General features: G+C 54.1%; 12 protein-coding genes and 1 CRISPR repeat array (1 of these 13 only partly in view). Of the genes, 5 read left to right on the forward strand and 7 right to left on the reverse strand.

Annotated elements, in window-relative coordinates:
* A CRISPR array of direct repeats spans positions 1-271; the repeat unit is 37 nt; unit sequence GGGTTTTGACCTTATAGATTTACCATGCATCTGAAGC; it begins 97 nt to the left of the window's first position.
* 431 nt (positions 272-702) lie between these two features.
* The 5 genes from H3M12_RS09650 to H3M12_RS09670 all read right to left on the reverse strand — a co-directional run bounded on the left by H3M12_RS09650 (position 703) and on the right by H3M12_RS09670 (position 7415).
* The gene (locus H3M12_RS09650; RefSeq protein ID WP_129031589.1) at positions 703-1758 is read right to left on the reverse strand and encodes a zinc-dependent alcohol dehydrogenase family protein; all 1056 of its coding nucleotides are present in this window, start codon (positions 1756-1758) and stop codon (positions 703-705) included.
* A 215-nt stretch (positions 1759-1973) separates the two neighbouring features.
* The gene (locus tag H3M12_RS09655; RefSeq protein WP_129031590.1) at positions 1974-2717 is read right to left on the reverse strand and encodes a DnaD domain-containing protein; all 744 of its coding nucleotides are present in this window, start codon (positions 2715-2717) and stop codon (positions 1974-1976) included.
* An 88-nt stretch (positions 2718-2805) separates the two neighbouring features.
* The gene (locus H3M12_RS09660; RefSeq protein ID WP_182150675.1) at positions 2806-3987 is read right to left on the reverse strand and encodes a pyridoxal phosphate-dependent aminotransferase; all 1182 of its coding nucleotides are present in this window, start codon (positions 3985-3987) and stop codon (positions 2806-2808) included.
* A 25-nt stretch (positions 3988-4012) separates the two neighbouring features.
* On the reverse strand, positions 4013-4519 hold the full coding sequence (locus H3M12_RS09665; RefSeq protein WP_129031592.1) for a cell wall elongation regulator TseB-like domain-containing protein: 507 nt from the start codon (positions 4517-4519) through the stop codon (positions 4013-4015).
* Between the two features lie 58 nt (positions 4520-4577).
* On the reverse strand, positions 4578-7415 hold the full coding sequence (locus H3M12_RS09670; protein ID WP_182150676.1) for a helicase C-terminal domain-containing protein: 2838 nt from the start codon (positions 7413-7415) through the stop codon (positions 4578-4580).
* Between the two features lie 267 nt (positions 7416-7682).
* Here H3M12_RS09670 and mvk point away from each other — a divergent pair, with 267 nt between their 5' ends.
* From mvk to fni, 4 genes are all read left to right on the forward strand, one after another.
* Positions 7683-8612, forward strand: coding sequence for a mevalonate kinase (mvk, locus tag H3M12_RS09675; protein WP_129031594.1), 930 nt, complete (start codon positions 7683-7685; stop codon positions 8610-8612).
* The gene (gene mvaD / locus H3M12_RS09680) at positions 8609-9583 is read left to right on the forward strand and encodes a diphosphomevalonate decarboxylase (protein ID WP_129031595.1); all 975 of its coding nucleotides are present in this window, start codon (positions 8609-8611) and stop codon (positions 9581-9583) included. The genes mvk and mvaD overlap by 4 nt, the downstream gene beginning before the upstream one ends.
* Before the next feature lie 86 nt (positions 9584-9669).
* A complete protein-coding gene (locus H3M12_RS09685; RefSeq protein WP_129031596.1) occupies positions 9670-10743 on the forward strand; it encodes a phosphomevalonate kinase in 1074 nt (357 codons plus the stop codon).
* A gap of 10 nt (positions 10744-10753) precedes the next feature.
* Entirely contained in the window at positions 10754-11797 is a 1044-nt protein-coding gene (gene fni, locus H3M12_RS09690; RefSeq protein ID WP_182150677.1) for a type 2 isopentenyl-diphosphate Delta-isomerase, read from the forward strand.
* Between the two features lie 173 nt (positions 11798-11970).
* Here the strand turns inward: fni and H3M12_RS09695 are convergent, their stop codons facing one another.
* Both H3M12_RS09695 and H3M12_RS09700 read right to left on the reverse strand, forming a co-directional pair.
* A complete protein-coding gene (locus tag H3M12_RS09695) occupies positions 11971-12120 on the reverse strand; it encodes a hypothetical protein (RefSeq protein ID WP_170954937.1) in 150 nt (49 codons plus the stop codon).
* 193 nt (positions 12121-12313) lie between these two features.
* Positions 12314-13684: an RsmF rRNA methyltransferase first C-terminal domain-containing protein gene (locus H3M12_RS09700; protein WP_129031598.1), complete on the reverse strand. Its 1371-nt coding sequence runs from the start codon at positions 13682-13684 to the stop codon at positions 12314-12316.
* A 188-nt stretch (positions 13685-13872) separates the two neighbouring features.
* Here H3M12_RS09700 and H3M12_RS09705 point away from each other — a divergent pair, with 188 nt between their 5' ends.
* Positions 13873-14691 (forward strand): Cof-type HAD-IIB family hydrolase, encoded by an 819-nt coding sequence (locus tag H3M12_RS09705; protein ID WP_129031599.1) that lies wholly within the window; start codon positions 13873-13875, stop codon positions 14689-14691.
* Positions 14692-14753 lie beyond the last annotated feature (62 nt).

The following is a 14753-nucleotide window of genomic DNA, read 5'->3' on the forward strand; positions in this document are numbered from 1 at the left end:
TGAAGCAAGACACAAAGATACCTGTCCCATCTAGTCGGTTTTGACCTTATAGATTTACCATGCATCTGAAGCGAGACGTGGGTCATAGTCGCCACGGGGTCGGGGTTTTGACCTTATAGATTTACCATGCATCTGAAGCGCGCCGCGTTGTCTTACAACGGGAATCTGGGGTTTTGACCTTATAGATTTACCATGCATCTGAAGCTGGTCAATCGATGGAGTTCGTGCACATAAGGGTTTTGACCTTATAGATTTACCATGCATCTGAAGCCATCATATACTCATCAAAATATCATTTAAAGTAAACCATCATAGTATCAAGTATAACAAATGGCGTAATAACGCCATTTGTTGAAACGGTTTCTATTAATTTATGAGAACTTGATGTCAACCGCTAGTAAACCTATCCTCGTCATCATCCTCCTCAATATTCTCAATTAAGGGACCTGTGGACAATGACTATTGGGGATCAAGATAACTTTCTTTGACTACTTAATTCCATACGCTTTTTTATTAACACCTTTAGTGTACCATACAGCTTGTGTAGTCATATTCAATTTCATCTACTATTTTCTAAATTTAACGTCTTAAAACTGTTCCCTTGAATCTTTCAAGAAGAAATTTCCACAACATTATAGACTTCTCATAACAAAAAAGAGTCAAAAAACCAAAATATGATTTTTTGACCCCACCTTACATTATCTAGTTATTCGTCGCTCTACTCACCACCAGCAACGACTTAATCGCTTTCCGCTGGTCCATCGCTTCATAGGCCTTCTGAATCTCATCCAAACTAAAGCGTTGCGTGAACACTTTCCCAGGATGAATCTCGCCATCCAACACGGCCTTGAGTAAGGTCTGCCGGTCATCCGTGGTCACCGCGGCGATACCGCCCCGTAACCCGATGTTCTTCCAGAATAGGTTGTTGGTGTTCATGTCCGCTTTTTGCGGTACACCGACCCGGCCTACAATCGCGCCCGGACGGCCGACCTTGACCGCCGTGTCGACGGATTGCTCCGTGCCGACACATTCCAGCACCGCATCAGCGCCGGCACCGTCAGTTAAGGCCATGACCGCTTTGACCGCGTCATCGCCCCGTTCCGGAACCACGTCCGTTGCACCAAATTCCTTAGCCAGTGCCTGGCGGTCGGCGTGACGACTCATCGCAATGATCCGCTTAGCGCCCAACAACTTGGCCGCAATCACACCACACAAGCCTACAGCGCCGTCGCCCATCACGACGATGGTATCATCTTGGTGCACTTCGGCGCTCGTTGCAGCGTGGTAACCGGTGGCCATCACGTCAGACAACGTCAACAAGTCGTTCAACTGGTCATCCGTGTAATCACCAGGTTGCCCCGGTACCTTGACCAAAGCCCAGGCCGCGTTACGAAAACGGAGGTATTCACCCTGGTAACCCACGATTTCACCGTCGGATTCCGCATTCAAACAATCCCCATCAAAACCCGCCAGGCAAGCGGCACAGTGGCCACAGCCGTGGGTGAAGGGGGCAATTACGAAGTCGCCGGGTTGCACATCTTTGACGGCTGAGCCCACCTTTTCGACGATACCGATCGCTTCGTGGCCCGCGGGACTATTATGCGGCCGGTCACTGATGCCCCGGTACCACCATAAGTCAGACCCACAGACGCAAGCCCGCACAATCTTTAACACGGCGTCCGTTGGTTCCTTGATCTCCGGCATCGGCCGGTCTTCGACGGTCATCTCACCGGGTTTCACAAATACTGCTGTTTTCATAAGTTGTTGCCTCCTAATCAAGTCATGGGTGCTGGTCTTCATCCCCGCTAGTTTATCAAATAAACCGTTTGCAAGCGACAAACATGACTCCCCGCAACCACGTGCGGGCCGTTAACCCGCCACAAATTCTAGCTTACCCCCTTCCACCTACTCGAAGGCAACTAAAAAACGCCGCGCACCTTTTCCGGGTACACGACGCCAATCACCGATTGTCACTAGTCATCGGTCAATTTATAAATTTTAAAGTCAAAATGCGGTTGACTGGGCTGGTTAGGTTCGTTGGTCTTAGTGTTCCGCCGGGGCGCTTGCTTCTCACGTTCGCGCTGGACCTGTGCCGCACTGGTCAAATGTTTCTTCTCCCAGTTCAGCAGGATACGGTCCATGTACTTCAGGCTGTACGCCTGGTTCAAGACGGCCTCACGTAAGGCCAACTGGACCAATTCTGGACGGTAATGGTCCTCATCGAGCCACTGACTGACGGTCTCCATCTCAATGGGAGACAAAGTCCGCCCAAATTCAGTCTCAATCTGATTAAAGACCGTTGCCCGTGAAGAAGCCGCGGGGGCCGCCGGTTGTTGGTCCGCACTGGTCGTCGCCGCACTAGTCGGGGTTACCGTGGGAGATGACTGGTCTGGCACTTGACTCAACTTTTCATCTAACAGTTGAAAGTCATAACGGTCCACCTTGCGTCCCTGGTCATTGGTCACCGTGTTGATGGTCATCAGCTTTTGGGCGATCATCTCGTGCAAGACCTCGAAGACCCGCTTGGTGTCCCAGCCTAGGTTGCGGGCCAAGACGTCACTTTCGGGCAGGTAGTCACCCCGGTCCAACCAGCGCTTCAATTGGAGGTAGACCAATAGTTGGTCCGTGGTCATCCCCACCTCTTGGAAATGGTCAATCAAAAAGTTGGCCACACTGGTCTGACCCGCCTGCATATAGCGTCGTGTAAACTCATCCATGAATAGTCCTCCCATCACGGGCAAACGGCCGGACCTCTCTGAGCGCCCGACCGTTTGTCCATTTTCATTCAAATTCGTTTTGAAACGTTTAAGCTTCCATAAACGTCTTTAGCCGCGCCATCGCCGTCAGCAATTGGTCGCGATCCGCCGCGTAACTTAAGCGGATATGGTGCGGTAAGCCAAACGCTTCACCCGACACCACCGCCACGTGGGCCTCGTCGAGCACGCGACCCACGAATTCACTAGCTGTCGCGCAGTGTTTCTTCGTCATGGCCGCGCTCACGTCGGGGAACAGGTAGAACGCCCCGGCCGGCTTAGTGGCCAGTTTAAACCCGGGCAATGCTGTTAGCAAGGGGTAAATCAAATCCAACCGTTCCTGGAAACTGGCATTCATGGTTGCCACCGATTGTTGGTCACCGGTCAAGGCGTTCAATGCCGCGTACCGGCTGACCGCCGCGGGGTTTCCGGTCATGTGAGACAAGACCTTACCCAAGGCCGCGGTAACGACCTTAGGCCCAATCACCCAGCCGATACGCCAACCGGTCATTGCGTAAGTCTTCGAGACCCCGTTGATGACGATAGTATGGTCGGTAATGGCATCGCTCAACGTCAACATAGACGGTTCTGGGGCCGGCCGGTCGTAGACCAAGTCCCCGTAAATCTCATCGGAGACGATCCAAAGGTCATGCGCCACCGCCCAGTCACCAATCGCCTTTAATTCCGCGGGCGTGTAGACCACCCCCGACGGATTTTGTGGCGAATTCAAGACCAGAGCTTTGGTGTTAGCCGTCACGGCCCCTGCTAATTGTTCGGGTGTCACCTTGAGGTCGGCCGTGGGTGCAACTTCGAGGACGTTCCCGCCGGCTAAGCGCACCTGTTCGGCGTAACTGACCCAGTACGGGGACGGTAACAACACGTCATCACCGGGATCGAGCAGGACCTGAAACAGCGCGTACAGTGCCATTTTGGCCCCGGTAGTCACGACCACTTGGTCGGTCGTCACCATGACGTTTTGCGTGGCCTGCAAGTGGTCAGCCACGGCTTGACGCAAGGGTGCGATTCCCGTGGTGGCGGTGTAACCATCGACTTTGTCGGCCTGGATAGCTTGATTAGCGGCCGCTTTAATGGGCGCCGGTGTTTGGAAATCGGGTTGACCGACCCCCAAGTTGATGACATCCACTCCACTGGCGGCCAAAGCTTTGGCGCGTTGGGATGCTTGTAAGGTGGCCGAGGGTTGCACGGCTCTAGCACGTTGAGCTAACTGTTTCATAGGTAACCTCCTCAGATTCTAAACCTTAAAGATTCGAAATTTGTTGTAACACTTTACCATTACTATATTGTAACGTCAGGTAACACAACTTACCACTCTTACTTAGGTAGCTGATTTGCCAAGCAGGTTTGCCGTTAAACAAGCTGAGTGCCGCCGACAAAACCTTCTTGGGGTTGCGTTGCCAAACACGCTTCAACGCCACGTTGCGTGACATGCCGTCTTTTTTCTTGAGCACCGTCACGTCGGCTTTACTGGACTTTGGCACGATGGCGTAAACCGACTGTTTAGCCTTGTTTTGCCCGGCGACCGTGTAGTAGGTCGTGTCAAGATTGGTCCAGTAGAAGTGCGTCGTTTTGGTCAAATGGCCCTTTTGGCGGGCGACCTTTTCGGCGTGCGTCTGGGCCTGGTTAAACGGATCGGTCGCTCGGTGGATTAAGTAACCCCCACCCAAAAGCAACACGAGAATCACCACCAAGACCCCGATTAACACCCAATGCCGGGGTCGCCGGCGCCGTTGGTACTGTTGTCTCATCAATTTGTCCGTACTCCCTTATTCACTTAGATTCAATCATTTTCAATTATATCAAATTTCAAGCGGGGTCGACCGAGTCTGGGGAATCCTTTTCAAAAAATTTAACCAGTGCCTGGGTCAACTCGCCGACATCTCCCGTGACCGGCGTCAAATCTTTGGGTAAGGCGCGTAAAATACTCTTACCGTACTGCCGCTCCACTAGTCGTTGGTCCAAGATGACCACGGCCCCACGGTCTTGCGGCGTCCGAATCAAGCGACCGACCCCCTGGCGCAGGCGTAACGTAGCTGCGGGCAAGGCGGCGTTATAAAACGGGTTCTTCCCCGCCGCTTCCAATCGCGCGTAGTTGGCCTTGACAAAGACCCGGTCAGGCGAATCGAACGGCAGGCGCGTGACAATCAGGAGCTCCAACTGGTCTGCCGGTAAATCAATACCCTCCCAGAAGCTAGCCGCCCCCAAGAGAATCGAGTCATGGCCGGTCACGAAACGTTTGGTCATCCGTTCCCGACTGCCACTGATACCTTGGGCTAAGATCTCGCGGCGGGCGAATTCTGGTTGGTGGATCAGTTGGTCGTAGACCTGCTCGATGACATTTAAGGAATTGAACAGGATCAGTGTCTGCTTATGCACGGCACCAGCCAACTGGGTCAGTGCCGTGGTCAAATAGGTCACGTAATCTGCCGGTGCCACCCGCGTCAGGTTCGGCCCCGAATCGGCCAACAGGAGTTGGGCCTGCGTGGCGTAGTCGAAACTACTACGCATCCGGTGGGTCACCGTGTCCTCGCGGTCGAGGTCAAACTGATCCAACACGTACTGCGAACGGCCAGAGGAAAACAACGTCGCTCCGGTGAGTAAGACCGGTTGAAAGGCCGCATAGATCTGCTGACGCAAAAAACCCTGCGTCGCCAGTAAGCCACTAGCCAGTTCCAAACTCCCCCGGTCACCCACGTGGTTGATGGTGACCCAAAACAAGCTGCTGGCATCTTGTTCCGTCGCTTCCTGAAAGATACCGAGCAGTCGTTGCAACAGCTCATCGACCAAGTGGACGCGGGTATCGAGTTGTTCGAAGAGGTAGCGTTGAGAAGCCACGAAGCGTTCGTGTTCTTGGTCGAAGCGCTGACGAATGACGCCTAATTGGACTAATAGTTGGGTGTCCCCATTTTTAATCTGGGTCAACGCTGTGTGGAGTTGCTGTCCGTTATGGGCCAAGTCGTCGGCGCTGACTAGCTCTTCGATGGTAGTGTTCTGCGCGTTACCACGTTTAGCCGCCAAAAAGTTCAAGAAGAGCTGATTGACCACGGTGACCAGTGCCTTTTCGACCCGTTCACTACTGTGCAACAAGTGCGTCAGCGTCGCTTGTGTCTCCTGGTCGGCGGCGAACAGCGTCAGCAAGCTAGGCCCCATCTCCCGGCTGATATCGCGCTGGATGTGGTGTAATTCGTTGATGATTTTGGCAAATTTGACCCGCCGTCGTCGTTGCCGCAGCGTACTATCCGGCAGGTGTTGGGCTTCATCGATGACCAGGTACGGGCGGTCAAGTTGGTGACCTAAGTCGGCCGCATGCTCACTTAGATAGGCGTGGTTGACGATGACGAACTGGGCCTGACTGAGTTGTTGATCCCGTCGCCGTAAGAAGTCATCATCATAGAACGGGTTGTCTTCAGTGACCGTGCCTTCGTGGACGATCTCTTGAAAGTACGGGGCGCGATACGTTGCCAGGTGCAACTCATCAAGATCACCAGTAGTGGTCATGGTCAACCAGACCAACAACCGTAGCTTCAACAATTGGGTTTGCTTGGAGCTTTCGTTCAACGCGAGCGTTCCAGCGAAACGCTGTAAGTCCAGGTAGTGGCGACTGCCCTTAACTATTGTGGCGTTGATGGGAAACGGCACAATCTGCCGTAATAATGGAAGCGTTTGTTCCATTAATTGTTCCTGCAAGAGCGTCGTGGCCGTACTGATGACTACTGGCCGGCCAGTCTGGCCCAAATAGGCCATGGGAAGCGTGTACCCCAGACTCTTCCCGATTCCCGTGGGGGCTTCGACCACCATTTGTTTGACCGGGTGCTGGTCAGCATGGGCGTAGTTATTATAGATGTAATTCATCATCTTCGCCTGTTCCGGACGCCATTCCAAGTTTTGGGGCATCAGCTTTTGCTTCTGCTTTTTGGTCTTGGGATATTTAGTCGGAGCCGTTAGTGGTGTTGGCACCGCCGGTTCAGCCCGCCGTAAGGCCAGACCGTTCTTCACGTATAGGTAGTCCGGTAATTTCCGTGGTTGCTGCGTATTCAGCGCTAACGCCACGCGAAAAAGCGTCGCGGTCTGCCGCGGTAGACTGGCGTTTAAGGCAATCATCTGGTGTAAGGTCACCAGCGGCAACGCCCGTAAGCGCCGGAAAAGAAAAATAAAAAGTTCCGCGGTCGCGCTGGCATCACTATCCGCCGAATGCGGGCTGTCGTGTTCGATGTTAAACAGACCACTCAAGTCCCGCAACCGAAAGCTAGCCGCCGTCGGTAAGAGAATCTGACTCAACGAGACCGTGTCGAGGGCTTCAATGTCTAGTTCCGGATACCCGACCCGGGCAAGTTCGGCGTTGACGAACGGCAAGTCGAAGTTGACGTTGTGCGCCACGAAGACCGTATCCGTCAAGAGACTGTAAAGGGTCCCGGCCACATCATCGAACAACGGTGCGTGTCGGACCCGCTGGTTGCTGATCCCCGTTAACCGGGAAATGGCTGCCGGAATCTCGCGGAGTGGATTCACGTCAGTCGTAAAGTGGTTGATAATTTGATTATGCTGGACGAAGACACACCCAATTTGGATGATGCGATCGCCATCTTGCACACTGGTACCGGTCGTTTCGATATCAACGACCGCGTAGACCGTGTCTTGATCCATGTCTGCTCACCAATTTCTGCACAAATGCGATTATAACTGGCACTATGATACACCACTTCACCCCCGAGCGCTACGCTTCACTTCGACGTATTTTGCGGCAATTTTCGTCCATATTGGCGCCAAATCTTATAGAAAACGTTAATTTTTCGCTCATTTCGGAATTTTGACGGGCAAAACTAGCGCAATAACTAGCAGTAGAGTATGATATTCTGGTAGATAAATTCAGATAGAAAGCGAGCGATTAGTTTGTCTCGAACGGGCACCGGCATGAGTCATGCCAAAATAATTCTTATCGGGGATCACAGTGTGGTCTATGGTCAACCGGCCATCGCCCTCCCACTCCCCTCGGTAAATACGCACGTCGTGATGACCTCGATTCCGAGTGGACAGACCTTGTCCAGTCGGTACTTTGACGGGCCCATCGCTCAGTTGAATCACCATTTAGCCGGCGTCGTGGCTTTGATCACCGCCCTTTTAGACCGGTTCCACGGTCATGACGTCCCGTTTCACATGGCTATCACAAGCGACTTGCCGGCCGAACGGGGCATGGGTTCCTCAGCCGCCGTCGCGGTGGCCATCACCCGGGCGATGTACGCTTTTTTTGACCGCCCGTTGGCCCGTGAAACCCTGTTAGCGACCGCTGGTATCGCCGAAAAGGTCACCCACGGCCATCCCAGTGGTATCGATGCAGCGACTGCCAGCTCGGCCACACCGATTTGGCTTTTGCCCCACCAGATAATCACCCAGATTCCGTTCAACCTTGAAGGGTACCTGGTCATCGCCGATAGCGGTGTTAAAGGCCAGACGGGTCAAGCGGTCGCCGCTGTGGCCCGCCGCAAGACCGTTTTTCCCCAAGCGACGACCCAGCAACTCGAAACATTGGGGCAACTGACTTACGCGGCCCGCGACGCCCTCAAGACGGGCGCCATTACCAAGCTCGGCCAACTTTTGAACCAGGGGCAAGCCCAACTCGCCAGTTTGGGCGTCAGCTCACCGGAACTCGACCGCTTGATTCAGGTCGCGTTGCAAGCCGGCGCGTTAGGCGCTAAACTGACCGGGGGCGGCATGGGCGGTTGTCTTATCGCCCTGTGTGACTCCGCAGCAAGTGCTCAGCGCGTCAAAGATGCCGTGTTAGCCGCTGGCGCCACCGCCACCTGGACCGAAGCGTTTCACCACTCAAAGGAGGCGTCCAAATGACGACAGCCGTCACGGCTCGCGCCCACACCAACATTGCTCTGGTCAAGTACTGGGGGAAAGCGGACCAACACTTGATTCTGCCGGAGACCAGCAGCTTATCGTTGACCCTCGACCAGTTTTATACGGATACCACGGTGGCCTTCGACCCGGCGTTGAGCGCCGACGAGGTCACCGTTAACCAGCAACGACTGTCCCCAGCGGCCAGCCAAAAGGTCCGGCACCTCTTAGATTTAGTGCGCGCGCAAAGCCGGCAGGACACCTTCGCTCGGGTCACGTCTACGAACCACGTACCCATGGCAGCTGGCTTAGCATCATCGGCCTCGGCCTTTGCGGCCCTGGCTGGCGCGGCTAGTCAAGCAGCGGGGTTGACGCTCAGTCGCCGGGATTTATCACGGCTAGCGCGCCGCGGTTCCGGCTCCGCCACCCGCTCCATTTACGGGGGCTTCGTCGAATGGCACGCTGGTCACAATGATGCTACTTCTTACGCCGAACCTTTGCTGGAACAAGTGACCTGGCCCGTCGCCATCGTTGCGCTAGTCTTGGATCCGCACCAAAAGCGGGTCAGTTCCCGCCAAGGGATGCAAGCCAGCGTGGCCACCTCCCCGTACTACCCAGCTTGGAAACAAGTCGTGGCTCACGATTTAGCGGCCATCAAGCCGGCTATTCTGGACCACGATTTCACTCAGGTCGGTGAGATTCTTGAAAGTAACGCCATGCGCATGCACGCCTTGACGTTAAGCGCCGACCCAGCGTTCAGCTACTTCAATGGCGCCACCTTGACGGCTATGCAGACCGTGCGGGATTTACGTGCCGCGGGCATCGCCTGCTACTACACCTTAGACGCGGGACCGAACCTGAAAGTCTTTTGCCAATCTCAAGACATCGCCGCGATCACGGCACGGTTCACCCATGACTTTGGCCATGACCGCGTCATCGTGGCCCATCCCGGTCCCGGCCTCAGTTGGCTGTGATCGACTATCCAGCAGAATCAACTCAATTACACAATTTTTCATGTTAGTTATTGGCGACTCGTACGTCGCAGAAGGGACCTGATTTTTTGATTTCCGCCCAAGCACCCGGAAAACTCTATATTGCCGGCGAATACGCCGTCGTTGAGCCGGGGTACCCGGCAATTATTGTCGCACTCAACCAGTTCGTAACCGTGACCATCGAAGCGAGCCACGATTACGGTAGCATCGCCTCTAAGCAGTACCAAGAAAATTCCATCTACTGGCAACGCCAGGGAAGCGAACTGGTCTTTGACAACCGGGACAATCCCTTCCACTATATTCTATCGGCGATTCATTTGACCGAGCAGTACGCCCAGTCCTTGGGTAAGCCGTTAGACATGTACCACTTGAACGTGAACAGTGAACTCGATAGCGTCGACGGAAAAAAGTACGGCCTGGGTTCTTCGGCGGCGGTCACCGTCGCCACGGTCAAAGCGCTCTGTCAATTTTATGGCATCCAAATGAGCAAAGACCGCCTCTTCAAACTGGCGGCCATCGCCCACTTAGACGTCCAGGGGAACGGTTCATTAGGCGATATTGCGGCCTCCGTGTACGGCGGTTGGATCGCCTACCGGGCTTTTGACCGCGACTGGTTGGCCTCGGCCCGCCGCGAACTCAGCTTAGCTGAACTGTTGACCATTGATTGGCCGGGACTCGACATCGAACTCTTGACGCCCCCAGCCCCCTTACGCCTCTTGATTGGCTGGACGGGGACCCCGGCTTCCACGTCCCACTTAGTTGACCGCATCGCGTTGTTCAAGGCAACTAAGCGCCAAAGCTATCACGATTTCTTACAGGCCAGCAAGAATTGCCTACACCGCATGATCCAAGGCTTTCACGACGGTGACTTATCCGCCATCCAACGTGAAATCACCAAGAACCGCCAGTTGCTCAACCAATTGGCCCACCTCAGCCACGTCACCATTGAGACCAAGTTGCTCAAGACGATGTGTGATACGGCGGTCAATAGTGGTGGCGCCGCAAAATCTTCCGGTGCCGGGGGCGGTGATTGCGGGATCGTCATCATCAATGCTGCTCAAGACCTGGCTCACCTCCTGCACGATTGGGAACGTCGCGGCATCGAACCATTGAAATTAAACGTCCATCACGTCATCGAATAAGGAGTCCATTATGGAACTGTCACGACACGCTCACCGTAAAGATGAACACCTCTCACTTGCCGAAAAATTTTACACGTCCCAAGCGACCAGTCAATTTGATCAGCTCCGGTTCGTACACCAAAGTTTCCCGGAGATGGGCGTGGCCGATACGGATCTGACCACGACTTTGGGGCCTTTGACCCTTCCAGTCCCCCTCTTAATCGAGGCTATGACCGGTGGCAGTCCCCGGACCGGCCAGGTCAACGCCCAGTTAGGTCGCCTAGCTGCCAGAACCAAAATGGCCGTTGCTAGTGGTTCGCAGAGTATCGCCTTAAAGGATGACCGGGCCATTGCGACTTTTACGCCGTTACGGGAAAACAACCCCGACGGTTTGGTTTTCGCTAACTTGGGTGCCGGCCATACCGTCGCTCAGGCGCAGCGGGTAGTTGACATGTTGGCGGCCGACGCGTTGGAACTCCACGTGAACACCGCTCAGGAACTGATCATGCCTGAAGGCGACCGGGCCTTCCACTGGCTCGATGGCATCGGTGAAACGGTGGCGGCTTTAAACGTCCCGGTCATCGTCAAGGAAGTCGGTTTCGGCATGGCCCGCGAAACGTTGACCCGCCTAGCCGCCGTGGGCGTGCACTACGTCGATCTAGGCGGTCGTGGAGGAACCAATTTTGCGACCATTGAAAATTTCCGCCGACCACAAAAGGACTTGGACTACCTGGCTAATTGGGGCCAAAGCACGGTCGAATCCTTATTGGAAGCCCAAGCAGTTCCTGACTTGACAACGATTGCCACGGGCGGCATCCGTAACCCGTTAGACATCGCCAAGGCGCTAGCTTTAGGGGCCACGGTGGTCGGCAGTGCCGGGCAAGTCCTGCATCACCTGTTGAAAACGGACGAGGACGCCACCGCAAAATTCCTCTTAAACTGGCAGGACGGGCTACGGCGCATCATGACCCTTCTCGGGGCCCGCACCGTGGCTGACCTACGGCAACAACCACTCTTGTTCTCACCCGAACTTGAAAATTACCGGCGTCAACGTCAGTTAAACAACGAACGATAACCAACAAAAACCAGCAAGTCACGTGCCCAAGATTACTGTCCTGGGCATCGCACTTGCTGGTTTTTTAATGGTGATATATTTCATGGACTCGTTGAATCGTTAATGATCACCTGAAGCCGACCGTTATTCTCTGAAAATAACGTCTACCTTCAAGTTGCGACCGATTTGAGGTCCTACCGTCGCCGTTGGAATAAGCTAATCGTCCCTAAGATCAACGTAACGCCCACCATCATCACGACGTTCAAACTTTGAATGACGCCATCACTCAACCGATAAACGCCGTGGATTGCCCGCTGAGTCCCCACACTCAATTGTCGTTTCATTCGCCACTCCTCCTCAATTTTGTTTCCGTGTCACCGGTCCTCATTACCGGTGACCCTTTTTGGCGCACAATGAGAAATAGTATACACGCTTAGAGCGACTCGAAGGCAACCGTTTTGTATCATTTTCGCCTAAAAAACGCTCGCTTCCACCAATCATGGGAGCGAGCGTAACCATTACTTTCATGGGACTAACTTAAGTCAAATCTTCCGGGTAGACCGTGAATCGCAGGCCTTTTGGAAAGAAGTTCTTCACCGTCTTTTGGACGACTTTCCCGAAACCAACCGGTTGCTGGTCACAAGTCAGTAGGTACCAGCCCTTCGCTGGCGCCGTCGTTAACGTTAAGGCATCACCGTGAACCCATTGTTGCCACTGCTCACTGTCGATAGTCAGCGTTTGGGCAACCTGTTGGGGATCGCTGGCCAATGCCAAGGCATAAGCCGGTTCGAACCGGTTCTTCTTGAAAGTCCCGAGATGCAAGCCCGGCCGGAAGACATGCGCACCAGTTAAAGCCGGCAACTGAGCCGGAGTGAGGAACAACTGATCCTTGATAGTGACCAAATCACCCGCGGGGACCGTCCCGAGAACTTGTTGCGCAAAGTCTTGCCAGAGTTTTCGCTGTGCACCGGTCAGAGCCTGCCCCAGCTGGGCTTGGCCGTGAACTCGTTTGGCTTCGGCCGTGGTGGCCCGTTGGAGCTTGGCCACAAAGTGTCCCTCGCCCTTTAATAAGTGCGGGAACAATCGTGCGGCGCGCTTCAAATCTGGATTACCATCGGCCCACTCCGGCCGTGCATCAACCACGCCACCGCTCTTTTCAACGGGAACCAGGGAAAACTCGGGGAAGGTCTTCAAGACCCACGCCATCATCTGTTCGTCTTCTTCCGGGGCAAAGGTGCAGGTCGAATAAATCAGCTGGCCACCAGGTTTGACCATTTTTACGGCCTCGGTCAAAATCTCCCGTTGCCGTGCGGCACATTCTTCGACATACGCCAAGGACCAGTAGTCCATCGCCGCTGGGTCCTTACGAAACATTCCTTCGCCAGAACACGGTGCATCGACCAGCACCTTATCGAAGTAATCTGGAAAAATCGGACTAAGGGTGTCCGGCGAATCGTTTAAGATCAACGCGTTGGCTGTTCCGAACCGTTCGACGTTTTCCGCCAAGACGCGAACCCGCTTCCGGTTGATTTCGTTCGTGACCAGTAAGCCACTACCCTGCAGGTAACTGGCCAGATGCGTAGTCTTGCCACCAGGGGCAGCACAGAGGTCCAAGACCCGTTCGCCCGGTTGGGGTGCCGCTGTAGCACCCACGAACATGGCACTAGGTTCCTGACTGTAAACGGCCCCGCTCTGGTGGGCTAAGCTTCGTCCCTTGACCGTTCCGTAATAACCCCAAGGCGCATAGGGTACCCGGGGTGCCGCCGTCAACTTTGCTGAAAGTTGCCGTTGCGGGTTCACTCGGTAACCCGCCGTCGTCGTTCCCGTCGTCAAACTTGCCAAAAATGCGGGGGCTTCAGTACCTAAAAGGTGCTGATATTTCGTCACAAAATCATCTGGTAAATTCACCGTTATTCTCCCATCTTGTTAGCTACAACTAACTATTTGTATTCTACAAAATACGTTCTTTTTTGGTTTCAACCGTTCCCATTATACCCGTTTCCCCGGTCACACTCTAGTTGAAATAGTCGCAAACTGTTTCATTTTATGTTAGATTAGAAAGACTAGTTATTTCAAAAATGTGAGGTGTTTTGAAAATGGAACGAAAACTTATTGCCATTGATCTGGATGGGACGACGCTCAACAAACAATCCCAAGTCAGTCCCAAAACCAAGGCCGTCTTAACGGCCGCACGCCAGGCGGGACACCTGGTTAGTATCGTGACGGGGCGGCCCAATCGCCTCTCCGCCAATATTTATGACGATTTAAATCTGGACGGCCCGATGATTAACTTCAACGGTAGTCTGGGGCATATCCCCCATCACGAGTGGGCTGGTGAGTACCAGTACACTTTCGACCGGGGCATCGCCTTTGACCTGTTAGCCCACCGCGCCGAACTCGGCATTCAAATGATTGCGGCGGAAGGCAAGCACCTCTTCTTGGCCATGCAGGACCAGCCCCGCCAAATCGGCTTCTTCCCGTCCGTTTTGCAGAGCAATCAAATTCTCAACCAAAAGTCTCTGACCCAAAACCCGACTAGTCTAACGATTGCCGTCGACCGGAGTCATCAAGACCAACTCTTGAGTTATCTACGACACAATTTTAACGACCAAATCGATGCGGCCCCATGGGGTGGCCCCGATTCCGTAGTGGAACTAGGGGCCAAGGGCATTCAAAAAGCCACCGGGGTTGAAGTCTTAGCCCACCATTATCACGTGCAGCGTGCTAACATCATCGCCTTTGGTGACGAACACAACGACCGGGCCATGATCGACTACGCCGGCTGGGGGGTTGCCATGCAAAACGCCACGCCAGCCATCAAGCAATTGGCTAACGACGTCACCGCCGTGGATAACGACCATGACGGACTCGCTAACTATTTGGCAGATTACCTGCACTTAGACGTCGCCGAATAAAAATAATAACCCTTAAACGCAATTTAAAAGTGCCAGCGAAACGACTCCGCTCATAGGAGATG

The sequence above is a fragment of the Levilactobacillus suantsaii genome, from assembly GCF_014069315.1.
In the GTDB taxonomy this organism is placed as follows: domain Bacteria; phylum Bacillota; class Bacilli; order Lactobacillales; family Lactobacillaceae; genus Levilactobacillus; species Levilactobacillus suantsaii.

Excerpts from the sequence above, each read along its gene's own strand:
- fni (WP_182150677.1), top strand. The coding sequence starts at position 10,754 with ATGGAACTGTCACGACACGCTCACCGTAAAGATGAACACCTCTCACTT.
- H3M12_RS09705 (WP_129031599.1), top strand. The coding sequence starts at position 13,873 with ATGGAACGAAAACTTATTGCCATTGATCTGGATGGGACGACGCTCAAC.
- H3M12_RS09655 (WP_129031590.1), bottom strand. The coding sequence starts at position 2,717 with ATGGATGAGTTTACACGACGCTATATGCAGGCGGGTCAGACCAGTGTG.
- H3M12_RS09695 (WP_170954937.1), bottom strand. The coding sequence starts at position 12,120 with ATGAAACGACAATTGAGTGTGGGGACTCAGCGGGCAATCCACGGCGTT.
- mvaD (WP_129031595.1), top strand. The coding sequence starts at position 8,609 with ATGACGACAGCCGTCACGGCTCGCGCCCACACCAACATTGCTCTGGTC.
- H3M12_RS09650 (WP_129031589.1), bottom strand. The coding sequence starts at position 1,758 with ATGAAAACAGCAGTATTTGTGAAACCCGGTGAGATGACCGTCGAAGAC.
- mvk (WP_129031594.1), top strand. The coding sequence starts at position 7,683 with ATGAGTCATGCCAAAATAATTCTTATCGGGGATCACAGTGTGGTCTAT.
- H3M12_RS09660 (WP_182150675.1), bottom strand. The coding sequence starts at position 3,987 with ATGAAACAGTTAGCTCAACGTGCTAGAGCCGTGCAACCCTCGGCCACC.
- H3M12_RS09665 (WP_129031592.1), bottom strand. The coding sequence starts at position 4,519 with ATGAGACAACAGTACCAACGGCGCCGGCGACCCCGGCATTGGGTGTTA.
- H3M12_RS09670 (WP_182150676.1), bottom strand. The coding sequence starts at position 7,415 with ATGGATCAAGACACGGTCTACGCGGTCGTTGATATCGAAACGACCGGT.